This is a genomic window from Albibacterium profundi (genome assembly GCF_042159835.1).
GTDB classification, from domain to species: Bacteria; Bacteroidota; Bacteroidia; order Sphingobacteriales; family Sphingobacteriaceae; genus Albibacterium; species Albibacterium profundi.
In genome coordinates this window covers 297,480-318,772 of the sequence record NZ_JBBVGT010000002.1, presented here as the reverse complement: position 1 = coordinate 318,772, position 21,293 = coordinate 297,480, and the positions used below count along the sequence as shown (strand labels likewise).

The following is a 21,293-nucleotide window of genomic DNA, read 5'->3' as shown; positions in this document are numbered from 1 at the left end:
ACTTAGACGATGAAAAGATTTAAAATAATAATATGGGGAATCATGATTCTTGGAATTGCGGGATCATGTAAGAAAAGTTTGTTGGACATCAAAAACCCCAATGAACCAACAACAGAAACTTTTTGGAAAACAGAAGATGATGCGCAAAAAGGCTTAAACGCTGTATATAGCCGATTCTATAAGGAAGGAACCTGGATGCGTTGGCTTTCTTTTCGCTATGATTTAAGTTCAGACGAGGGATGGAGTACTAGTCCGTGGAATGAATTAGCTGACTGGACACGTTTTAACTATGTAAACTATAATTTCTGGGAAGGCAACAATGTGCATTGGGAAGATTTTTATGTAAGTATTTTCAGAGCAAATCAGGTTCTTAAATTCACTCCAGAGATCCCATTTGAAGATGAGACAACAAGAAGCCGGGTAATTGGACAGGCCGAATTTCTACGTGCGATTTGGTATTTTCAGATAGCGATCCTGTGGGAGAAAGGGGCCTTGGTACTAGAACCGAAGGATGGTAGTTACAAGCCAGAAGAGGTTTCGCAGGAGCAAATTTGGGCGCAAATTGAAATTGACTTACAGAATGCGATAACAAAGTTACCAGAAACCTGGGATGACGCCAATTTGGGAAGAGCTACAATTGGTGCGGCTAAAGCTCTTTTAGCCAAAGCATATATGCAACAGCATAAATATCAAGAGGCAAAAAATGAATTGCAGTGGCTCATCGACAGGGAGGGTTCGCTCTATGGTCTAGTTGACAATTACATGGATAACTTTACTCATTATAATGAAAATAATAAAGAGGGAATCTTTGAAATTCAGTTTTCAGATGAGAATAAGGGTGGGACAGGTAATAGTGCTTCCATGGCTACAGGCTTTCAACGCACCCAGTTCTATGCACCGGGTGGAATTGGCTGGCAGGATGGTATGGCGCGGTCATGGTTTGTGACAGAATATAAAAAAGAAAAGAACCTAGATGGCGGGAATGATATTCGTTTGTACTATAATTTGTATTACAAAGATAGCCCGGCCGACTTTCCTAATGAGTCACCTTTAGTTTATGGTCGAACATGGGATTCTGCTTGGGGAGATCACATGTATATCCGGAAATATTCAACCGGTTATTTCCGAGATCGAGAAGATTATTTTGCACCTAATAATTTTCGTTTTCTCCGCTATGCTGATGTTCTATTGATGTATGCGGAATGTATTGTCGAAACGGGTGGCTCAATAACTGAGGCAGCAAATTATGTGAATAAAGTGAGACAGCGTCCATCCGTGAATCTTCCGACCCTTCAGACCAGCGTCCACAGTGCAAGTTTGAACTCGAAAGAAGCCTTTATGAAAAGATTGCAAATGGAACGATCTTTAGAGCTGTGCTTCGAAGGGTGGCGATGGGCCGATTTAAAGCGTTGGGGGCTGTTGGACTCGGAAGAGGGTATTGCTGAACTAAAAGAAAGAGACGCAGATTTTAATAACTTTGTTATTGGTAAACACAGGCGACTGCCGATTCCTCAAATAGAAGTGGATAATAGCGATAACAAACTTACGCAGAACCCTAAATATTAGAATTTATATTGTAAATCAACGACATGATCAGCATTAAAAGATATTTGCTATTCTTCCTATTGACAACCACGACAATCTCGGTCTATGGTCAGCAACCAGATCCACCAGGACAAGTCACAGACCCAAATAATGCAGTAAATCAAGCATATTTGTTCGCACATATGACCCATCAGGACTATGGTCGACTTTATTATTCAGTTAGCTTGGATGGTCTACATTGGAAGGCATTGAATAATAAAAAGCGGGTATTCGAGGCCTATAAAGGACATCCTGATATCACCAAAGGTCATGATGGACGATATTACCTTGCTGGTAACACGAGCGATAGCTCACCTGACATTGTTATCTGGGTCTCATCCGATTTGATTAACTGGAAGGAACATACGGTTTATACACCAGTTTTGCGAAGTACACCAGATTATGAAGATGCCCTACAGCGGATTGGTGCTCCAAAGGTTTATTTTGACGAATCGACGAGTCAGTACATCCTTACGTGGCATACACCGCATAAAGAGGGGACAAGCGAAGATCCCGAACGCTATTGGGCTAGTCAACGTACCTTGTATGTTTTGTCGGAAGATCTAAAGACTTTCTCCGATCATCCGACAAAACTATTTGACTTAGGAATGGGTACAATCGATGTATTCATCCGTAAGGTTGACGATCAGTATTTTGCTGTTATTAAAGATGAAACATATCCGACTCTTTATTGGCCTACCGGGAAGACGATTCGCATAGCTAGATCGGCATCTTTGACTGGTCCCTATTCAGCACCTGCCGATCCTATTAGTCCTAACTTCAGAGAAGCGCCGATGTTGATTCCATCACCGGATAATAAAATCTGGTATATGTATTATGAACAATATCCCGGCGTTTCATACGGTCTTTCCATCGCTGACAATTTAAACGGGCCCTGGTATCAAGCATCGGGCTATACTTTTCACGCAGATTGGGATAAATATAGTATGCCCGCTTCAGTTAGACATGGCTGTATGATTACTATTAGTAAAGAAGAGTATGAACGGCTTGTTGATGAATATGGAGTTCTAGAGAATAGTACCTCGGAATAGAAATAAATTAAATAGAAATATAATGAGATACATTGCGTTTTTGAGTTTTATCGTTTGTTTTGGATGTCTGTCATGTTCAGCAAAAGAGGGAGGCGAATTGTCCGATCCTCCATCCAATACCCCTTCCGAAGCTCTATCAATAGAAGTTCCCTTTGGCGATCCCTTTATTTTGCTTTATGATGGTGTGTATTATGCCTACGGAACTAATGCAGCAGATGGAATAGAAGTTTATACATCAGATGATTTACTGACATGGAAAGCAGCGGAACAACGACTAGCCTTGGATAAAAAGGATACTTGGGGCGATAGATGGTTTTGGGCACCGGAAGTGTATCATGTCAATGGTAAATTTTATATGTATTACTCTGCAGATGAACATATCTGTGTGGCGACGAGCAATAGTCCTTTAGGTCCTTTTATACAAGAAGTAAAGGAACCTATGATTAGTGGAGAAAAGTGTATCGACAACTCCTTGTTCATTGACGACGACGGTAAACCATATCTCTTTTTTGATCGCTTTAATGATGGTTTGAATATTTGGGTTGCCGAATTGGAGGATGATTTGAAAACGATTAAGACGGAGACGATGAAGAAGTGCATCAATGTTTCACAAGAATGGGAAGAAGTTTGGCCCCGCGTAAACGAAGGCCCATACGTATTAAAACACGATGGAAAGTATTATATGACTTATTCCGCTAATAGTTATGAAAGTCAGTTTTATGGAATTGGGTATGCAACGGCCGACCATGTAAATGGTCCGTGGACTAAATATGAGGGGAATCCGATTCTTCAAATGCCTGGCGACTTGGTAGGAGTAGGGCATAGTGCGATGTTTGAAGATAAAGAAGGTCAGCTAAGAATTGTTTTTCATTCGCATCGCAGTAAGGATAAGATTCACCCGCGTTTTATGAATATCAGCACGGTTAGCTTTGAGGAAAAAGACGGAGAAACCATTATGGTTATTGATCCAGACTTTGTTACGCCGAGATTGATTGTCGAATAAGTTGTGATGTATTCTCCCGCGAACTAATTCCTTTGAGTTGAAAATTACGGTTTCTTCTTGAGAGTGTATCGAGTTTTTATTGGTCTGCATCCTAAAAATTATTGATATATTGCTAACTCATAATGGCAAAGAAATCTTCCGTAATTAAAAAAATAATGATAGTTCTGATTGGTATTGTAATGCTCGCCGTAGCAGCTATTTTTCTGTACATGCGCCAACCAAAGTTCGGAAAAGCGCCAACGGGAAATCGCTTAGAACGCATGATGCAAGCAGACAACTATAAGGATAAAGCTTTTCAGAACATAGAAGAGACTCCTTCTTTAACAGAGGGCTATTCCATGCCGAAAATATTTTTCAACTTCCTGTTTGCCAAATTTCCTGAAACTATACCTGTTGATTCTTTACCTTCAGTGAAGACCGATTTGTTTGAGCTGCCAATTGATAGCAATGTGTTGGTTTGGTTTGGACACTCGTCTTATTATCTTCAGTTAGATGGTAAACGCTTTTTGGTTGATCCTGTTTTTAGTGGTAACGCCTCACCTCTTCCTGGTACGAATTTGTCATTCAATGGTTCTGATATCTATTCGACAGATGATATTCCTCCCATAGATTATTTGCTGATTACACATGATCATTATGATCACCTCGATTATGAAACCGTTATAAAGTTGAAAGAGAAAGTGGGGAAGGTGATTTGTGGCTTAGGTGTAGGGCAGCATTTTGAGTATTGGGGTTATCCGAAAGATAAAATCATTGAAAAAAATTGGTATCAAACTGTTGAATTAACGAATGATCTATTGATCCATACAGAGCCTGCCAGACATTTTTCTGGCCGTGGATTTTCTAGAAATAACACCTTGTGGATGTCTTTCGTTTTGGAGTCGCCGACGAAAAAGATCTATATCGGAGGTGACAGTGGCTATGGAAAGCATTTTGCTCAGATCGGAGAGCGACACGGTCCAGTCGACCTTGCCATTCTCGACAATGGTCAATACAATAAAGCTTGGCAGGCTATTCATATGTTGCCAGAAGAAGTGTTAAAGGCTGCGGCCGATCTAAAAGCAAAACGACTGTTACCTGTGCATTCGTCGAAATTCAAACTAGCTCATCACCCATGGAATGAACCATTGAACAAAATCACGGAGCTTAACGGAGTGAACGGTATTCCACTCCTTACCCCCATGATCGGTGAAGAGCTGAGCTTAGATGATATTGGTCGAAGCTATTCTAGGTGGTGGGACGAGCTTCATTAAGATCTTGTCAGAAACTTATAGAAGCCACCAGAGAATTAGAATTACCAGGACAATTATCAGTAACCATCGTAGCATTCCTCCACCAGACTTCGGACTTGGTTCTGGAGGTATGGCTGCTCTCGGTGGTATTTGTTCAGACTCTATATGTTCTTGTTCTACAGTTTCGCGTGCAATGGATGCGGGAGTAATAGGTTCTTTAGAAAGCGGAACATCCTCTGAATCGTCAAGGGTTCTTAAGGGCTCCCTTGTTACACTGGTTTCGTCGATGATTTCCTCGTCTCTAATCGCGTCGCCGATTATGGGTTCATCGCTACTAACAGGTTCGTCAATAACGGGTTCATCCACAACTGGTGGAATGGGTGCTGGAGGGACTTCGATAGGTCTTTCCTCCGGTTCATGTCGCTCGTCCGGTGGAGTATCCGTTTTCGGAAAACCAGCAGGTGGAATATCTGAAAGTGATGTAGCAATATCGTCTTTGGTAGATGCAACCCTACCGAGAACATCAGTGAGATTCCAATTGTGCTTGGTCATTAATTTGCTTATCAGTCCCGTGATCGTTGGTACAGCCATCGCTAGAAGTCCAGAGGATTTATTGTGATCGAGTCCGGTCGCATTCCCCACTTCAGTAGTTAGTTTTTCACGCTCCGTTCCAAATAAGCTATTGGCCATCGCACTTCCACGGTTCAGTAGTTGTGAATCATCTTCTTCTGATTGATCGTCGCCTGCTCCTTGAACAAATAATCCTCCCAGTAGACTGGAATTTTCACCATTGTTATTTTTTAAGATTCCAGCTAGAACGGCTGGGATGGTTGCAGAAAGGCCTTTTTCTGCCTGTTCTTGACTGACGCCCGCTTTTTGGCTTATGGAGGAAAGTACGTCTCCGTCAATCTCCTCTTTGATCATTTCGATTAAGTTCATATCACTTGTTGTTTTAACTTGTTTTTAACTGATAATAAAAGCTTGTTACTTTTTGAAAATCAGTTCATTAGTCAGGATAACAAAGTGAGTAAACTTTTGTTTGCGTCTGAGTGCTACTTTGCTTAACGCTTTTATTGAAATAAAGTGATGGTATAATCTAGGAGCTCGGGGCCTCCGATGGAACCATGTCCGGGAATAACCTTGGAAAGATTAGGATACTCTTTTTTGATTTTCATAACCGTCGCAGGCCACGCATCGGTATTGGCATCTTCTAAGTTTCCTTTTCCAGCATCCATTTCTTTAATTAAACAGCCGCCGAAAAGCACTTGGTCTGACGGAAAGTAACCTATCACATTGTCGGTCGTATGTCCTTCTCCAAAATATTTAGCGTATACGTTCTGACCACCTACCATGAGCTCTATTTCGCGATCAAAGGCGTTTTGAGGCATCTGTTCAGAAGATAGTCCGTCGAGAAGTACCAATGTACGCGTATTCGTATATGACGGTATGTTCCGAGCGTGGAATTGTTTTAGTCCAGCCACACAGTCGGCATGAAAATGAGTGGCTACGACAGCCTTTACTTCAAATCCCATGGAATCTAACTGGCTCAATAACTCTTCTGAACTTGTTTCGCTTGCAGGCGTATCGAAGACGATCGCTTCGTTTCCATTGAATACAATCATACCATTACAGGGTACGTTTCCAAAGTCGTTGGTAGATAGATAGGAGGTATGTTGATACACATGTTCTGATACCTGCCTTATTTGCAAGGATTCACTACTATAGAGAACTGAATCTTTATGCAGGGCAGTTTCATCAGATGTCGTGACGTCTCTCTCGCCGGTTTCGTGATCTGCATCGGTTCTACCGGTGCTGCAGGCGGCAATGAAAATGCTTAGTGTTAATAAGGTGCGCAGTATCTTTTTGGTCATGGCGAATTTCTTTTATTTAATTTCAAAGTACGGAAAAATTAAATTTATTTCTGAAAGATCCTTCATGTTTGAATACAGCAAAAAGAAATACATTCGTTACCTTTACGATTGGGGCGGCCCTGAGATTCTATGTTCAATTTACGATTTGAGACCTTTACGATTGATATCCTTATGAGAATTAAGTTAATTTTTATTTGCCTAATATTTTTGTCGGCTTTCAACATTCAGCATGCACGTGCGCAGAATGAAACGTCAACGACGCATTTTACAAATCCAATAGCTAACGGGGCCGACCCGTGGGTTACTAAACACGATGGTTATTACTATATGTGTGCTGTGGGAGGAAAGAGTGGAAATACGTTGACCGTTACAAAATCGAAAACACTTACTGAGCCCGGTGAGCGAGTGACTGTGTGGAAAACGCCGGATGAAGGATGGAATCAGAATTGCCTTTGGGCTCCTGAGTTGCACCGAATTGGTAATAAATGGTACATATATTATGCGGCAGGAAAATCGGGCCCTCCGTTTATTTATCAACGTTCAGGTGTGCTTGAGTCTGTAAGCGATGATCCACAGGGAGAATATATAGATCGCGGTATTTTGAAGACTGGCGATGATCCAAATGATTATGTGAATACAATCTGGGCGATTGATGTTACACCTTTAGAACTTAATGGTCAACTCTACGCTGTTTGGTCAGGTTGGGAAAAAAACGAAGAAACAGATGCCACAAAGCAGCATTTGTATATTGCAGAAATGAGTAATCCGTATTCAATTAGTTCCGAAAGGGTAAAGATTTCATCACCAGAAGAGTCATGGGAAACAGGTGGCCCATTGGATTTAAATGAAGGTGCTCAGGTATTGCAACGTGATGGACAAACTTTCATTATTTATTCGACCCGCGAATCCTGGCTGGAAAACTATCGCTTAGGCCAATTGCGCCTAATTGACTCTTCCAAGTCACCCATGGATCCGGCTAACTGGGAGAAGAAGGGACCAGTGTTTATGGGAACCGAACAGGTTCACGGAACAGGACACGCAAGTTTTACCACGTCGCCCGACGATTCGGAGTGGTGGATTGTGTACCATAGTAAAAAATCCTTAGAGCCGGGTTGGGATCGGGATATCCGAACGCAGAAATTTACATGGAACGAGAAAGGTGAACCTGTATTTGGGAAGCCTATTCCTACTGGTAATAGAATAAAGAGACCGAGCGGCGAGGCTGAGATTATTCAGCGTCAGCATTCGGATAAAAGCCATGCGACCGTAGGAAATAACCCTCTACCAGTAGCCTTTGGTGATCCATACGTGATGAAAGATTCTGATGGAACCTATTATATGTACGGAACCGGCGGCGGCGCTAAAAAGGGCTTTGCGGCGTATTCGTCGACCAATTTGAAGGATTGGGAATTTGAAGGTCAGGTTTATTATAGCGATAATGAAAATGGTTGGGGTATCGATGCTTTTTGGGCGCCGGAGGTGTACCATCGTCATGGGAAATACTACCTGTTCTATAGTGCACAATGGGAGGTGAACCCTACGAATGAGCTAGAAAATTTTAAAATTGGCGTTGCGGTTTCCGATAAACCAACTGGACCATTTATTGATATGCACAACCGGCCGATTTTTGATCCGGGTTATCCGATTATTGATGCGAACGTGTGGTTTGAAGATGGCAAGGTGTATTTGTACTATTCGCGTTGTTGCTATAAACATCCTGTAGAAAGTGAAATTTCTGCTTGGGCGAGAGAAAAAGGTTGGTACGACGAAATTGAAGAGAGTTGGGTGTATGGTGTTGAAATGAAACCCGATTTCAGTGGTATAATTGGAGACCCTAAATTATTATTGCGACCGCCATTGGAGCTTGATGTTCATCCTTGGGAAAGTCGCTCGGTAACCGCTCGTGAAGCGAACCGTCGGTGGACGGAGGGGTCGTATATCTTCAAGAAGAATGATGTATACTACATGATGTATTCTGCTAATTTCTTCGGAGGACAGAACTATGCAGTAGGTTATGCGACATCAAAAAGTCCGCTCGGTCCTTTTGTTAAAGCAGTCGAAAACCCCATTTTACAAAAAAACGGAAAAGTAACGGGAACCGGTCATAACAGCATTACCTTTTCGCCTGACGGGGATAGCATGCTATGCGTCTATCACGGTCGCACGGAAAAGACAGGTGACGAACGACTGGTGTTTATAGACAGGATGGAGGTAAACGAAAAGGGAGAAATCGTTGTGCATGGCCCTACGTTAGCAGATTAAGCATTTTATTTCCATTCATCGTGTTTTGGGAACGCCCGCTCATATTGAGGTGGCCAGGCTATCTCGTCATCTAAAATCACTCCTGCATATAACGGGAAATGGGGATTGCGGAGGCTTTCACGAGCGATGAAAATTAAATCAGCTTGCTCATTCTCCAGAATTTGTTCGGCTTGTTGTGGACTGTTAATTAGGCCCACACAGCCAGTCAAAATTCCTGTTTCTTTCTTGATTTGTGCAGCAAAAGGAACCTGGTAGTTTGGCTCAGCTGGTATATTGGTAATCTGATTGCCGCCGGTCGAAGTGTCGATAACGTGTACACCTCTTTCTTTCAAAATCTTAACCAGCTTGATCGAGTCTTCGATATCCCAAGCACCGTCGATCCAGTCGGTAGCTGAGATTCGAACAAATAATAGCTGATCTTCGGTCATAGCTGATTTAACGCTGTCGACAATTTCTAGGATTAGGCGGATCCGGTTCTCGAAACTGCCACCGTATTCATCCGTCCTTTGATTACTTAACGGTGAATAGAACTGATGCAACAGATAACCATGCGCGGCATGGATTTCGATGACATCATAACCGGCCTTTACAGCGCGCTTAGCTGCTTCTTTAAAGTCAGTAATTACCTGCTCGATTCCGTTATGGTCGAGTTCGACGGGAGGTTCTTGTCCCTCCTTAAATGCCTTTGGACTAGCGCTATAGGTAATCCATCCATTTTTGTCATTTGATTTGATCTGACCACCACCATTCCACGGTTTTTCTGAACTGGCTTTTCTGCCAGCGTGAGCCAACTGAATACCTGCCAGCGAGCCTTGGCTATGTAAGAAATCAACGATCTGTTTTAGCTTTTCGATATGCTCATCTTTCCACAAACCTAAATCACCATAGCTAATCCGACCTTCCGGGGAAACGGCTGTTGCTTCTTGAATAATCAAAGCGGCACGGCCAGTAGCACGACTACCCAAGTGTACCAAGTGCCAGTCGTTCGCGAAACCGTCGTTCGCCGAATACTGACACATCGGTGAAATCACAATTCTATTTTTAAGTTCAAATTTTCCGATTCGAATCGATGAAAGTAATTTGCTCATTTCTAATTTCCTGTCTGCGCCCAAAGGGGCTTTTCCTTTAATATCTTTTGATAAATTTTGCAATCGGCGCTGTGAGCACCGGGCAAGTACCCAATACTCATGAGAAATTCATTCACTATTTCGCCGCCTGTAAATTTGAATGTCTTCTTGAATAGTTTCACCCATTCGTCCTTCGTTAAGGGATGATAGTGTTCCAACCAGCTTTCAAAGGATCCATATTCTTCTTGTAAGCCCACTATCGTCTTTGCATTCTCTATAGCAGCATTGACCTTTAGCCGGTTTCGAATGATACCAGCATCGCTTAAAAGTCGCTCACGGTCGGCTTCCGTATAAGCAGCTATTTTTTGAATATCAAAATTGTGATAGGCTTCTCTGAAAGCAGGTTCTTTCTTTAGGATCGTTTCCCAGCTGAGACCGGCTTGATTTATCTCAAGAATAAGTCGCCCAAAAAGTTCATTGTCGTCATGAATCGGGAATCCGTATAAAACATCGTGATAAGCTTTGTGAAGATCCCGTCGATCTCCGGTCATATTTTCAATCGCATGGCAGTAGGACATAGTGTAGATTCTATTTAGTGTAAATATCTGTTTTTTATTTAGAAGGCGACGTAAAGGATGGTTGATGTTTACTCTAAAATGATTTTCCTTTTCGCTCAGTGCATTTTAATATGAAAAATGCCAGCATAAAAAAGGCTACCTGCGTCGTCAGGTAGCCTTTAAAATATATTTTGATCTTAGTTTAAGATAATTTCTCAAAAACCAAGGTGCTATTATGTCCACCAAAACCGAAAGCGTTGCTCATTGCGTTGTTAACGCGGGTCTCAAGCGGGTCATTTAAAACAATATTGAAGTCTTTGGAAATATCAGTATCTAATTTCTCAACATTGATCGTCGGTGGAATCACTTGATGTTTGATCGCATTGATAGCTACAATTGCTTCAATTGCGCCCGCAGCGCCAAGTAAGTGACCGGTCATCGATTTCGTTGCACTGATCTGCAAATGAGGTGAGCTTCCAAATACTTTTGAAATTGCATTTAATTCGCTAATGTCCCCGATAGGGGTAGACGTTGCATGTGGATTTAGGTAGTCTAAGTCCTCAGGATTCAGTCCCGCCTCTTTTAACGCTAACTGCATTGCTTTCGACGCACCGATACCTTCGGGGTGTGGAGATGTCATATGATAGGCATCTGCCGTCATGGCCGCTCCAGACAGTTCTGCATAAATATGAGCACCTCGTGCTTTTGCGTGTTCATATTCTTCAAGTATAATAGCGCCGGCACCTTCGCCCATTACAAAACCATCGCGATCCTGATCGTAAGGTCTACTGGCGGTTAATGGATCATCATTTCTGGCCGACATCGCTTTCATCGCAGAGAAACCACCCACAGAAGCAGCCGTAATAGGCGCCTCAGAGCCACCAGTTACGAATACCTTTCCTTTGCCCATGCGGATATAATTGAACGCGTCCATAATAGCCGTATTGCCGGTTGCACAAGCAGAAACCGTTGCATAGTTAATACCTTGAAGGCCGAACTTCATCGAAATAAGACCGGAAGCCATATTGACAATGAGACGAGGTACGAAAAATGGACTAAAGCGAGGAACATACTCACCTTTTACATAGTTTTCAACTTCGGTCTCAAAAGTTTCCATTCCGCCTTGTCCGACACCCCATACGACACCAATATCAAAAGGATCCATCTTATCGACTTCTAAACCCGAATCTTCCATGGCTTGTGATGCACTGTAAAGGGCATATTGGGTGAATAGGTCACTTCTTTTAATTTCGTTCCTATCGAGATATCTTTTTGGATCGAAATCTTTTACTTCACAGGCTATTTGGGTACGAAACAGCGATGCATCAAAACGTGTTATTTTTCCTGCGCTACTTGTTCCTGCTAATAAATTTTCCCAAAATGATTGGATATCATGTCCAAGTGGATTGACGGTTCCTAGTCCTGTTACGACAACTCTTTTCATATAATTATCTATTCTTTTTACTTTTTAGTAAGCGGAGCTCTTGAGCCAAAGCGCTGGTAAAACCTTCCTGCATATTTTAACAAGGTGCAAAAATACTAATAATAAACTAATGCGCTTGAGTTTATCTCTACATTTTAATGTGACGCCAAAAGAAACAAATAGCACGGAAATAGACGTTAAACGGAATATCTTGATTTTGTTTGTAATCATTCTAAATAATGTGATTAGGTTTGTGCTGTTGTTTATAACCGTTCTAAATAAATGAAACATACTTATTACATGTTGATTCTGTTTTGTGTGTGTGTTGCTGTTGAATCGCAAGCGCAAAATATTGGTTTAACCGATACAATTAAAAGCAATGCATTGGATGAAGTAGTCGTTACAGGACAGTTCGCTCCGCAGTCTTTGAGAAAATCAGTTTATCGCGTGCGTCTGATCACGAATGAGGAGATTCGCTTACGAGCGTCGACCAGCGTAGAAAATGTCCTGAGCAATCAGTTAGGCGTTCGTTACATCTACCCCTACGATCTGATCTTCTAATCCAAGATCTACTAGAATCTCGGAGACCGTACCATTGATGGAGAGAGCAGAATGTTGCTTTACGACCAGAGTTTCAAGAGATATTGAAGGAAATCAAAACTTTAGGTTATGTAATGGCCTTGACAAGAAATGATCATGCCGTACACGAACGTAAGGGTGTCTATACTAAAGCTACGTTTAACGTTCACGTTGGCTTGGTGGTTAATCCGGATATCGACTTGCGATTGTTTATGACTGCGTGGCATTTCGGTTTCGCTGTGCAGGAAAAGGAGCGCAAGAGTCTGCAGTTTTTTGACTTAGATGGTACGGCTGTTCATAAAATCTACTTGACAGAGAAAAGTGATTTGAACGCTTACGAAGCCTTGGTTGCGAAGTTTAAAGCAGACGATCAAGAGGCTCCATTATTAGTGCAACCTGTCGATAAAACCATTGTTGAGAAACCGGATAGTGAAATTGATGTGGATAGTTTTAAGGAAGCATGGTTGGCATTAACGGACACTCACCAGTTTTTTGGCTTTTTGAACAAGTTCGGCGTTTCCAGAAGACAGGCTATGCGCCTTGCCCCAGCAGGTTATGCCACAGAGGTGTATTTCGACTCGGTAAAAGGTTTGCTAGAAGCGGTGTCCGAGCAAGATCTGGACATCATGGTTTTTATTGGTAGCCGCGGATGTATTCAGATTCACACCGGAAAAGCCAAGAAGCTTTTGCAAAGCGGCCCTTGGTTTAATATCTTAGATCCAGAGTTTAATATGCACCTGCGTGAGGATGCAGTTGACAGCGTATGGCTGGTAAAGAAACCAACGACTGATGGTGATGTTACGAGTATAGAGGCTTACGATAAAGACGGCAACATTATTGTCCAGTTCTTCGGTAAGCGTAAACCAAGAATCCCTGAAAACGAAGCTTGGCGAAAGGTGGTCGCTGACTATTTAGTAAAGAAATAAATAAAATTAACAGAACGGATATGACTAATAAATCTGTGTGTTTTACTTTTCTTGTTTTTGTTTTGTTAAGCTACTCTGGGCATGTATTTGCCCAGAGGGCTTACTTGATTTTTACCGGTGATGGGCAACAGGTAGATTTTGATCAGGTCATCCGAAAAACCAATGATAAGTCACATGTTTTCTTCGGCGAGTTGCATAACAATCCCATTAGCCATTGGTTGCAATTAGAGTTGACTCATGCGCTATTTGATGATCATGGCGAGCGATTGGTGATAGGCACGGAAATGTTTGAAGCTGATAATCAGTTGCTGATCGATGAGTATTTTGCTGATCAGATCAGCCAGAAGAACTTTGAAGAGGAGACCCGCTTATGGAAGAATTATAAAACCGATTACAAGCCGATTCTTGAGTTCGCTAAAAAGAACAAACTTAAGTTGATTGCCACCAATGTGCCTAGAAGGTACGCTAACATGGTTTACCATAAAGGCCTAGCCGTGCTTAGCGAATTTACGGACGAAGCAAAGAGTTATATGGCACCTCTTCCGATAGAAATTGACACGACTCAGGTTTCCTATCAGGAGATTACCCAAATGGTTGAAGGCCATCAAGGGAAAAATATGATGGAGGCTCAAGCAATTAAAGATGCCACCATGGCTCATTTTATTCTAGAGAATAGTACAAGGAAAACCATCTTCTTGCATCTGAACGGCTCTTACCATAGCGATCGGAAGGAGGGAGTTGTAAACTTTCTTTCTCGTGATATACCTCTTAGAAAGATCCTAACGATCACTACTGTCAGCCAAGATAATATCGACCAGCTTGACGAAAAAAATCATCAGCTAGCCGATTTTATCATTGTTGTTGATTCTAGTATGACCAAGACGCATTAAGCGGAGTTTCGGGTACCAGTGAAGACTTAGTCCAAACTATGCTTCGAACTCGTAAAGCCCAGCTTCGTTAATCCTGCTTTAATTTCAGGTGCGCTCATGAATAAATCCCAAATCAGTCCACTCCGATAATTCTCAATCATCACCGGCATCGTACCTTGATCAATCGCCAGATAGCGGGTAGGGTACCAGTCGTCCGTTTCACTTAACGCATCGTAGAAACCATATTCCCCCCACACCTTGTCACCTAAATCTTCATAAAGATGTCTCATAACCTCCATGCTGTATTCTGGAGTATAAGGGATAGATGAAATTGCGGCTGTGGGGGTAATTACGCCCAGATCGTTGTTCGGACTGTGACCCGAATAGCCATTGATTGAATAACTCGATGTGAAACCCCACATATCTTCACCATAGCCTTCATAGTTCTTTGGATTGTCGATCGCATAGGCACGATGGATCAGCGTGTGGTTTCTTGTCAAGTCCTCATAATTTGCATATTGATCTTGCAAACCCTGTGGATCTAAACCCAGGTAGGAGTAATGCGACCAAAAAAGAGGCCCCACATTTCCATTTTGTCCATTGTGCGCAACAATCGTTTTAATACCATATTGTTCAGAACCTGATTTAATATCACCGCTTCTAGCCCAACCTTCATGGTACACTTCCGCAGGAACACCATAAGTTGGCGAAGACGCTGCAAGAATGTAAACAATTAAGCATTCATCATAACCACGGATGGGGAAGTTCATTTCCCAACCTACATTCGGACTCCAATGCCAGTAAAGTACATTCTGATCGCCGTTTCTGTAGAAATCCCATTCTATGGACTTCCAAAGCTCGTCAACTTTCGCTGCCAAAGCTTGCTCTTCTTCATTACCGTCTTGGAAATACTGACGAACAGTAATCAATGCCTGCGCAAGAAAAGCCGTTTCAACCAGATCTCCGCCATCATCATTTGCACTAAAGGGTTTTACTTTCCCAGTTGGTCCATGTAGCCAATGAGGCCAAACCCCGTGAAAGCGGTCGGCTTTTGCCAGGTAATCGGCAATCTTATTGAGACGAGTATAGCCTTCTGCACGCGAAATAAAGCCACGTTCGATGCCCACAAGTATCGTCATAATACCAAACCCGCTGCCACCTATGGTGACAACGTCTTGATCGTTTTGCGGATATTCACCATCCATATGAATCCGCTCACGCGCGAGGCCGGAAGTTTCTTCTGCGCCATCCCAGAAATAATTAAATGTTTGCTTTTGAACCAAGGTAAGAAGTGAATCATCGCTTAAGCTTGTTGTATCCTCTTCATCCGGTTGGTCTGTATCTGTGTCTTTGGGCGTCGTACAAGCGTTCATGGCCACAGAGCCGATCAAGAAGAAGATAGCTATTAAATAGTTACTAGTCATAGTGCTTTGTTTTCGTGTTAATTTCTATCTGTTATCCGTAAATAGCTGGTTTATTTCATCTGCCGAGAGCGCTTCTGTATAAACTCTAAATTCATCCAACATGCCGGTATAGTGTAACATCCAAGCATCGGGAGCGTTTCCAACGCCAATATGTTGCTGAAAGGCTCCTATGACAAATTGAGAAGCATCTTGGAATGCCAAAGGTCCTAGCGGTGCGTCACCACTTTTCCGATCGGTCACACTTGCCGGTAGGTCGATGGCCTGCCCATCTAGATATGCAGCAAACTTCGACGTGTTCTCATCGTAACTGAAAGCTAAATGACGCCATTTCCCATACATATCGGGAAGTCGGTCTACTCCGTTATTACCACTAAACTCCACCCAGTTGCCAGCGAAGTTAAACTTCAGAAGCATGCTATTGTCTGCTTCATCCTCGTTTCCTTCGATCATCGCAAAGAGATTTCCCCAGAAGTCGGAAGTTCTTGGCAACATAAAAATGGACTGCGCTCCACCGCCATGTTTTTCGGTATTCATCCAGAATGCCACCGTAAAGCTAGTCATCGATGATAATTTACCTGCATTACCGAAAAGAATCTGACCATTCGATGAACCCTGATAAGCTTTTCCGCGTTTGCCTTCAACATAGCTTACGCCCTGCACAGAGCCATCCACATCGTGAATACTGTCAAGCGGACTATCCTCAAAAGAAAGAAATAGTTGTAAAGGCCCGTTAAGTCGCGCTGTATCATCCGGTATAATATTCATCGGCGGCCGGTCCATTTTCTGGCAGCCAATGAAACTAGTAGCCAATAGGGACAGGAAAAATATAGCCGCTATTGTTTTAAATATAATCTTTTTCATAATGAACGATTTAGTGGTCAGCAATCAATAGTCTGGATTTTGTATTAGAACGCCACCTGACTTATCTATTTCTGGTTGAGGAATCGGTAGGAAACGATGCTTATGTTGATAGCCAGGAAGATTTTCAGCTGCAAGTCCCCATCGCACCAGATCGAAGAAACGTTGATGTTCCATCCCCAATTCCACTTGCCGCTCATGTTGAATTGCTGCCCTTAATTCACCTTGATTTGTCGTGGTTACCTCAGGCAGAACCGCTGGGTTCCCTCCGCGAGCACGAGCCCGTATCATTTCAAGGTATTCGAGAGCTTTTTCCGTGTTTGCAGATCCGCCCAATTCATTCGCCGCCTCAGCCGCCATCAATACCACGTCGGCATACCTGATCACCCGCATATTAAACCACTGGCCCGCTTTGCTACCGGTAGAGCGTCTGATATCAGGATCCGTATACACTTTTTTATTCCAATAAGGTCTTGGGAGATTTGATGGAAGTATTTCTCCATAAGGCGAATTCGACTGTCCGGTATAGAGCAGTGTTTCATCTTTGCGGGGATCACCTTCTTCAAAAGCATCCGCCATTTTCTGGTTCGGTACATTCCAACCCCAACCTAGGTCCCAATCGCCCGCACCCCGTACACCTTGGCGACTCGCATAGGTAATTCCAACATTGGTATTGCTTTGCGAGTAAAAAGCTTGAATTTCAAATACAGACTCCTTACCGTTCTCCTGTGATTCCCGGAATATTTGATTATACGGAGTACTCAGATCGTATATACCCGAGCCCATCACCATCTCGGCTGAAGCCAATGCCGGAGCCCACATTTGACGGGCTAAAAAGGTTTTGGCCTGAAGGGCTAATGCGGCTCCTTTTGTTATGCGACCTATATATTGGCTTTCCCAGGTAGGGGGCAAGGCAGCTACCGCTTCATCCAGATCCGCATCAATCAGCTGATAAATCTCCGCGATGGTCGATTTAGGGACAATTGCCTCGCTAGGGTCATTAATTTTAAAATCGATCTTCGGTACTTCTCCAAATGCTCTTACCAGATTAAAATATGCAAATGCTCGGAAAAACTTTGCTTCGCCCACATTTATCATGGTCAAGGGTGTCTTGTTTTCAATTGAATCAGCCGCTGCTATGACATTGTTAGAGAGGTTAATCAGGTTATACTGTCCTGTCCAATACGAATTAATCAACCAAAAGTCGGTTACATATTGAAACTCATCAAAGATTCTGGCAGCGTCCTCTCCGTCGCCGGGAGAACTTCCTTTTGAAGCATCATCTGCCCGCATATTATGAACAGCGATATAAGGTAGGCCGCTAATCCCTTCATGTCTGAGCCCGCCTCCGTAGATGGCAAATACCTGTCCTTCAAGTGAACCGGGATCCAAATCCTCTTCGGTCAGCTGCCCTAGGGGCTTTCGGTCAAGCCAGTCTTTTTTACAACTTGCAGTCATCATCGCAACGAATACGACGAAAACAGAAAACTTAATATATAGGATGTTTAATTTTTTCATGATCGTACTGTTTAGCAATTAGAAATTTAAGTTTACTCCAAAAGTATAGATGGTCGGAACCGGATAGGTTCCATTATCCACACCAAAGGAAGTCGCACTACCGCCTATTTCGGGAGTATAGCCCGTGTTGTTGGCCAGTGTGAACATATTTTGTGCATTTACAAAGATGCGAAGTGATTTTACCTTTAACCTCGTCAGCAGATCTTCATTAAAATTATAACCTAATTGCAGGTTCCGAAGTCGAAAGAAACTACCATCTTCAATGAAATAGGTAGACGGCAGCAGGTTATTCGATCTTCCCGAGTCCATAATCGGCTCCCAGTTAGAGGTGCCCACTCCGTGCCAGCGCTCCAATCTGTCCGTCAAGAAATTGAATTGTGCAAACGAATTTCTGTTCCAATTTCTGAAGATTTCATTTCCATAAACACCCATAAAGTCGGCTCCCAAATCAAAACCTTTATAATTCAGGTTAAATGAGAATCCATAAGTCAGATCGGGAGTTGGATTTCCTATGATGGTCCTATCAGCTTCGTCGATCTCACCGTTATTATCAGTATCCTGAAACTTGATATCTCCGATTTGAGCGTTTGGGTGTGTTGGCGAAACACGAAATTCTTCATTGGTTTGGTAGATCCCGTCTGAAACATAGCCGTAGAAGTATCCAATTGGGTAACCAACGCTAGTTCTGGAAACCCCATCAAAAATATCAAAGCCTTCATCAAGCAGCTTCGTTACCTCATTATCCATCGTCGTCAAATTACCCCCAACTGTTAAAGAAAGATCCTCATTAAAGTTTTGCGTCCATGAAGTGGATAGCTCAATACCTTTATTCCTCACCTCACCGGGATTCGATAAACCAGCCCGTACGCCTAGTGAAGCCGGCACCGTTACAATGATACCTCTTGTATCCTTATGATAATACACAGCTTCTAAAGAGAAGCGATTTTCAAAAGCCGCCAACTCAAAACCTGCTTCCCATGCATGAACTCGCTCCCATTGCAGGTCACGATCGGGAATATATTCTGCTTCATAGGCCGGGATGATGTTGTCACCAAAAACCGCTGAATTGCCCGCTATGAGTAATGGGAAGAGAGGGTATTGATTTCCGCCGGTATTTTGATTACCTAGCACACCATATGAGCCCTTGATCTTGAGTCGGTCGATCGTCGAGTTGTCGAGCAGGAACTCTTCGTCTGACACAACCCATGCAGCTCCAATTGCACCGAAATTCTGCCAATGATTTCCGTATTTATAGAATCCTGAGGTACCATCTCGGCGGAAGGAAGCATTTAAGAGATACTTGCCTTTATAGTTGTAGAGTGCCCGAGCAAGGAAGGAGAGGGTTGCTCGTTCCCATGCGCTTCCATTTCCCTGTTGCGTGTCCGATGCTCCGATGCCAACGTACCATTTGTCCGGGTCGTTTGGAATCGGGTCTCCGCTGCCTTGCGTACGACTCGCATTGGTTGATTCGTATGAGTTGTAATAGCTCGTCCAACCCGCAGTAGCGGTCAAGTTGTGATCACCGAAACTGTTTTTATAAGTCAGTAGCCAGTCGGTTTGCACCTTGGTAAAAATGTTTTGATTCTGTGACACCCGTGTTACGCTTTCCAGATTATGGGTTTTATCTTCACCTTCTATATCCGGGTTGTACACATTGATCAGTGGCGAATAGGAGCGTCCTTGATTAAATCCGTAATCCGCTAGGAAATTAGCTTTAAAGGTAAAATGCTCTAGAAAGTCGATCTCTCCAAAAATGCTCGCTACAGCACGGTATTCACGATTAATTGCCGTGTTTTTCCGATCCATGATATCAACCAATGGATTCCATATTTGTGCACGTTGAAAGTCGGGCATGGTATGATAAAGCCCGTATTCTTCATTATAAACAGGGGCTATAGGTGCCGCTCTTACTGCGGAAGCAACCGATCTTCCCTGTGGCAGTTGCGAGCGATAACCGTTGAAATTAACCCCAAAGCGCAGATTATCCGTAACCTGTAGCTCGTCGTTTATCGTTAACGTAATCTTGTTTAGCTTTTCATGGTGAATAATACCCTCTTCGGTTGTATAGCCCAAGCCCATGTAGAATTTATTATTCTCCGATGCACCACTAACACTGAGGTTATTATAATTTAAGATACCCTGCTGAAATATCTGATCCTGCCAATCAGTATTCGCATTCCAAAACGTATAGTCATAAGGTGGATTGCCCTCATTTGCCAGCTGCTCATCGTATAACAATTTAAACTCAGTCGCATCTGTCAGTTCCATTCGGTCCTGAACACTCTTAATACCAATGGTTGAGTTGAAATTAAAGTTGAGCTGTCCGGCTTTAGCCTGTTTGGTGGTTACGATAATAACACCATTTGCACCCCTGACACCAAAGATTGCCAAGGATGAGGGGTCTTTCAGGATTTCCATCGATTCAATATCAGCCGGGTTAACAAAGTTGATATTATCGTTTAGAATTCCATCAACCACATAAAGCGGCTTAACGCTGTTGATTGAGTTTGTTCCCCGAATCCGGACATCCGGCTCTGCGCCCGGGCGACCCGAGTTGACTATTTGGACTCCGGCTACCTTACCTTGAATGGATGCAACAGGGTTTGTAGCGGGTTTATTGGCCACATCCTCACCTTCCACAGTGGCGATTGAACCCGTCAAATCCCTTTTCGTTGCCGTACCATATCCTATCACAACAACCTGATCGAGCTCTTGAGTCGAGCTCGCCAACTCCACATTGATCTGTGTCTGGTTATTGACAGCAACTTCCTGTATAGCATAGCTTATAAAGCTGAATACTAAGGTTTCATTGGCATCAACTTGCAAGGTATAGGCTCCGTCAATATCGGTTTGTGTCCCTGCACTAGATCCCTTCGCTTTGACGGTAGCACCGGGAATCGTCTCCCCTGTCTCAGCGTCGCGCACGACACCACTAACGGTTATCAGCTCTTGAGCCCATATATAATTGCTAAGAAAAAAGAGAGATGCCGCGAGACAATAAGTAATAATTTTCATACGCTCATAATTAGAGTTAAAAATTGACATCGGGAAAACGAGGCAGTCTTCCT

17 protein-coding genes and 1 pseudogene are annotated in these 21,293 nt (G+C 43.0%); 9 read left to right on the top strand and 9 right to left on the bottom strand.

The window, feature by feature from the left end:
• Nucleotides 1-9 precede the first annotated feature (9 nt).
• The 4 genes from WKR92_RS02750 to WKR92_RS02735 all read left to right on the top strand — a co-directional run bounded on the left by WKR92_RS02750 (nt 10) and on the right by WKR92_RS02735 (nt 4,892).
• Nucleotides 10-1,566: a RagB/SusD family nutrient uptake outer membrane protein gene (locus WKR92_RS02750; RefSeq protein WP_375556303.1), complete on the top strand. Its 1,557-nt coding sequence runs from the start codon at nt 10-12 to the stop codon at nt 1,564-1,566.
• Nucleotides 1,567-1,589: 23 nt separating this feature from the next.
• Nucleotides 1,590-2,636: a glycoside hydrolase family 43 protein gene (locus WKR92_RS02745; protein WP_375556302.1), complete on the top strand. Its 1,047-nt coding sequence runs from the start codon at nt 1,590-1,592 to the stop codon at nt 2,634-2,636.
• 22 nt (nt 2,637-2,658) lie between these two features.
• Nucleotides 2,659-3,639 carry a glycoside hydrolase family 43 protein gene (locus tag WKR92_RS02740; RefSeq protein ID WP_375556301.1) on the top strand — a complete coding sequence of 327 codons (981 nt, stop codon included), beginning with the start codon at nt 2,659-2,661 and terminating at the stop codon, nt 3,637-3,639.
• A 155-nt stretch (nt 3,640-3,794) separates the two neighbouring features.
• Nucleotides 3,795-4,892 (top strand): MBL fold metallo-hydrolase, encoded by a 1,098-nt coding sequence (locus WKR92_RS02735; protein WP_375556300.1) that lies wholly within the window; start codon nt 3,795-3,797, stop codon nt 4,890-4,892.
• A gap of 15 nt (nt 4,893-4,907) precedes the next feature.
• Here WKR92_RS02735 and WKR92_RS02730 read toward each other — a convergent pair whose 3' ends face one another.
• Nucleotides 4,908-5,810 carry a DUF937 domain-containing protein gene (locus tag WKR92_RS02730; protein ID WP_375556299.1) on the bottom strand — a complete coding sequence of 301 codons (903 nt, stop codon included), beginning with the start codon at nt 5,808-5,810 and terminating at the stop codon, nt 4,908-4,910.
• A gap of 131 nt (nt 5,811-5,941) precedes the next feature.
• Nucleotides 5,942-6,742 (bottom strand): subclass B1 metallo-beta-lactamase, encoded by an 801-nt coding sequence (gene bla / locus WKR92_RS02725; RefSeq protein ID WP_375556298.1) that lies wholly within the window; start codon nt 6,740-6,742, stop codon nt 5,942-5,944.
• Nucleotides 6,743-6,913: 171 nt separating this feature from the next.
• Between bla and WKR92_RS02720 the strand changes: the two genes are divergently transcribed.
• The gene (locus WKR92_RS02720; protein ID WP_375556297.1) at nt 6,914-9,004 is read left to right on the top strand and encodes a family 43 glycosylhydrolase; all 2,091 of its coding nucleotides are present in this window, start codon (nt 6,914-6,916) and stop codon (nt 9,002-9,004) included.
• Nucleotides 9,005-9,009: 5 nt separating this feature from the next.
• On the opposite strand, the gene WKR92_RS02715 is transcribed toward WKR92_RS02720, so the two are convergent.
• The 3 genes from WKR92_RS02715 to fabF all read right to left on the bottom strand — a co-directional run bounded on the left by WKR92_RS02715 (nt 9,010) and on the right by fabF (nt 12,072).
• Nucleotides 9,010-10,092 (bottom strand): NADH:flavin oxidoreductase/NADH oxidase, encoded by a 1,083-nt coding sequence (locus tag WKR92_RS02715; protein ID WP_375556296.1) that lies wholly within the window; start codon nt 10,090-10,092, stop codon nt 9,010-9,012.
• A 2-nt stretch (nt 10,093-10,094) separates the two neighbouring features.
• Complete coding sequence (locus tag WKR92_RS02710; RefSeq protein ID WP_375556295.1) at nt 10,095-10,649, bottom strand: DNA-3-methyladenine glycosylase I; 555 nt, start codon at nt 10,647-10,649, stop codon at nt 10,095-10,097.
• 181 nt (nt 10,650-10,830) lie between these two features.
• Entirely contained in the window at nt 10,831-12,072 is a 1,242-nt protein-coding gene (gene fabF / locus WKR92_RS02705; protein WP_375556294.1) for a beta-ketoacyl-ACP synthase II, read from the bottom strand.
• 261 nt (nt 12,073-12,333) lie between these two features.
• Between fabF and WKR92_RS02700 the strand changes: the two genes are divergently transcribed.
• From WKR92_RS02700 to WKR92_RS02685, 4 genes and pseudogenes are all read left to right on the top strand, one after another.
• Nucleotides 12,334-12,612, top strand: coding sequence for a hypothetical protein (locus WKR92_RS02700; RefSeq protein WP_375556293.1), 279 nt, complete (start codon nt 12,334-12,336; stop codon nt 12,610-12,612).
• 59 nt (nt 12,613-12,671) lie between these two features.
• Nucleotides 12,672-12,977, top strand: a pseudogene (locus WKR92_RS02695) (ChuX/HutX family heme-like substrate-binding protein); the annotation flags it as partial.
• A gap of 42 nt (nt 12,978-13,019) precedes the next feature.
• Entirely contained in the window at nt 13,020-13,556 is a 537-nt protein-coding gene (locus WKR92_RS02690; RefSeq protein WP_375557948.1) for a ChuX/HutX family heme-like substrate-binding protein, read from the top strand.
• A gap of 20 nt (nt 13,557-13,576) precedes the next feature.
• Nucleotides 13,577-14,446 carry a ChaN family lipoprotein gene (locus WKR92_RS02685; RefSeq protein WP_375556292.1) on the top strand — a complete coding sequence of 290 codons (870 nt, stop codon included), beginning with the start codon at nt 13,577-13,579 and terminating at the stop codon, nt 14,444-14,446.
• Nucleotides 14,447-14,472: 26 nt separating this feature from the next.
• On the opposite strand, the gene WKR92_RS02680 is transcribed toward WKR92_RS02685, so the two are convergent.
• The 4 genes from WKR92_RS02680 to WKR92_RS02665 are packed head-to-tail and all read right to left on the bottom strand — an operon-like array spanning nt 14,473 to nt 21,240.
• The gene (locus WKR92_RS02680) at nt 14,473-15,849 is read right to left on the bottom strand and encodes a glucoamylase family protein (protein ID WP_375556291.1); all 1,377 of its coding nucleotides are present in this window, start codon (nt 15,847-15,849) and stop codon (nt 14,473-14,475) included.
• A 24-nt stretch (nt 15,850-15,873) separates the two neighbouring features.
• Nucleotides 15,874-16,710, bottom strand: a complete 837-nt coding sequence (locus WKR92_RS02675; RefSeq protein WP_375556290.1) for a LamG domain-containing protein — start codon at nt 16,708-16,710, stop codon at nt 15,874-15,876.
• A 24-nt stretch (nt 16,711-16,734) separates the two neighbouring features.
• The gene (locus WKR92_RS02670; protein ID WP_375556289.1) at nt 16,735-18,225 is read right to left on the bottom strand and encodes a RagB/SusD family nutrient uptake outer membrane protein; all 1,491 of its coding nucleotides are present in this window, start codon (nt 18,223-18,225) and stop codon (nt 16,735-16,737) included.
• An 18-nt stretch (nt 18,226-18,243) separates the two neighbouring features.
• On the bottom strand, nt 18,244-21,240 hold the full coding sequence (locus tag WKR92_RS02665) for a SusC/RagA family TonB-linked outer membrane protein (RefSeq protein ID WP_375556288.1): 2,997 nt from the start codon (nt 21,238-21,240) through the stop codon (nt 18,244-18,246).
• Nucleotides 21,241-21,293: the final 53 nt, after the last annotated feature.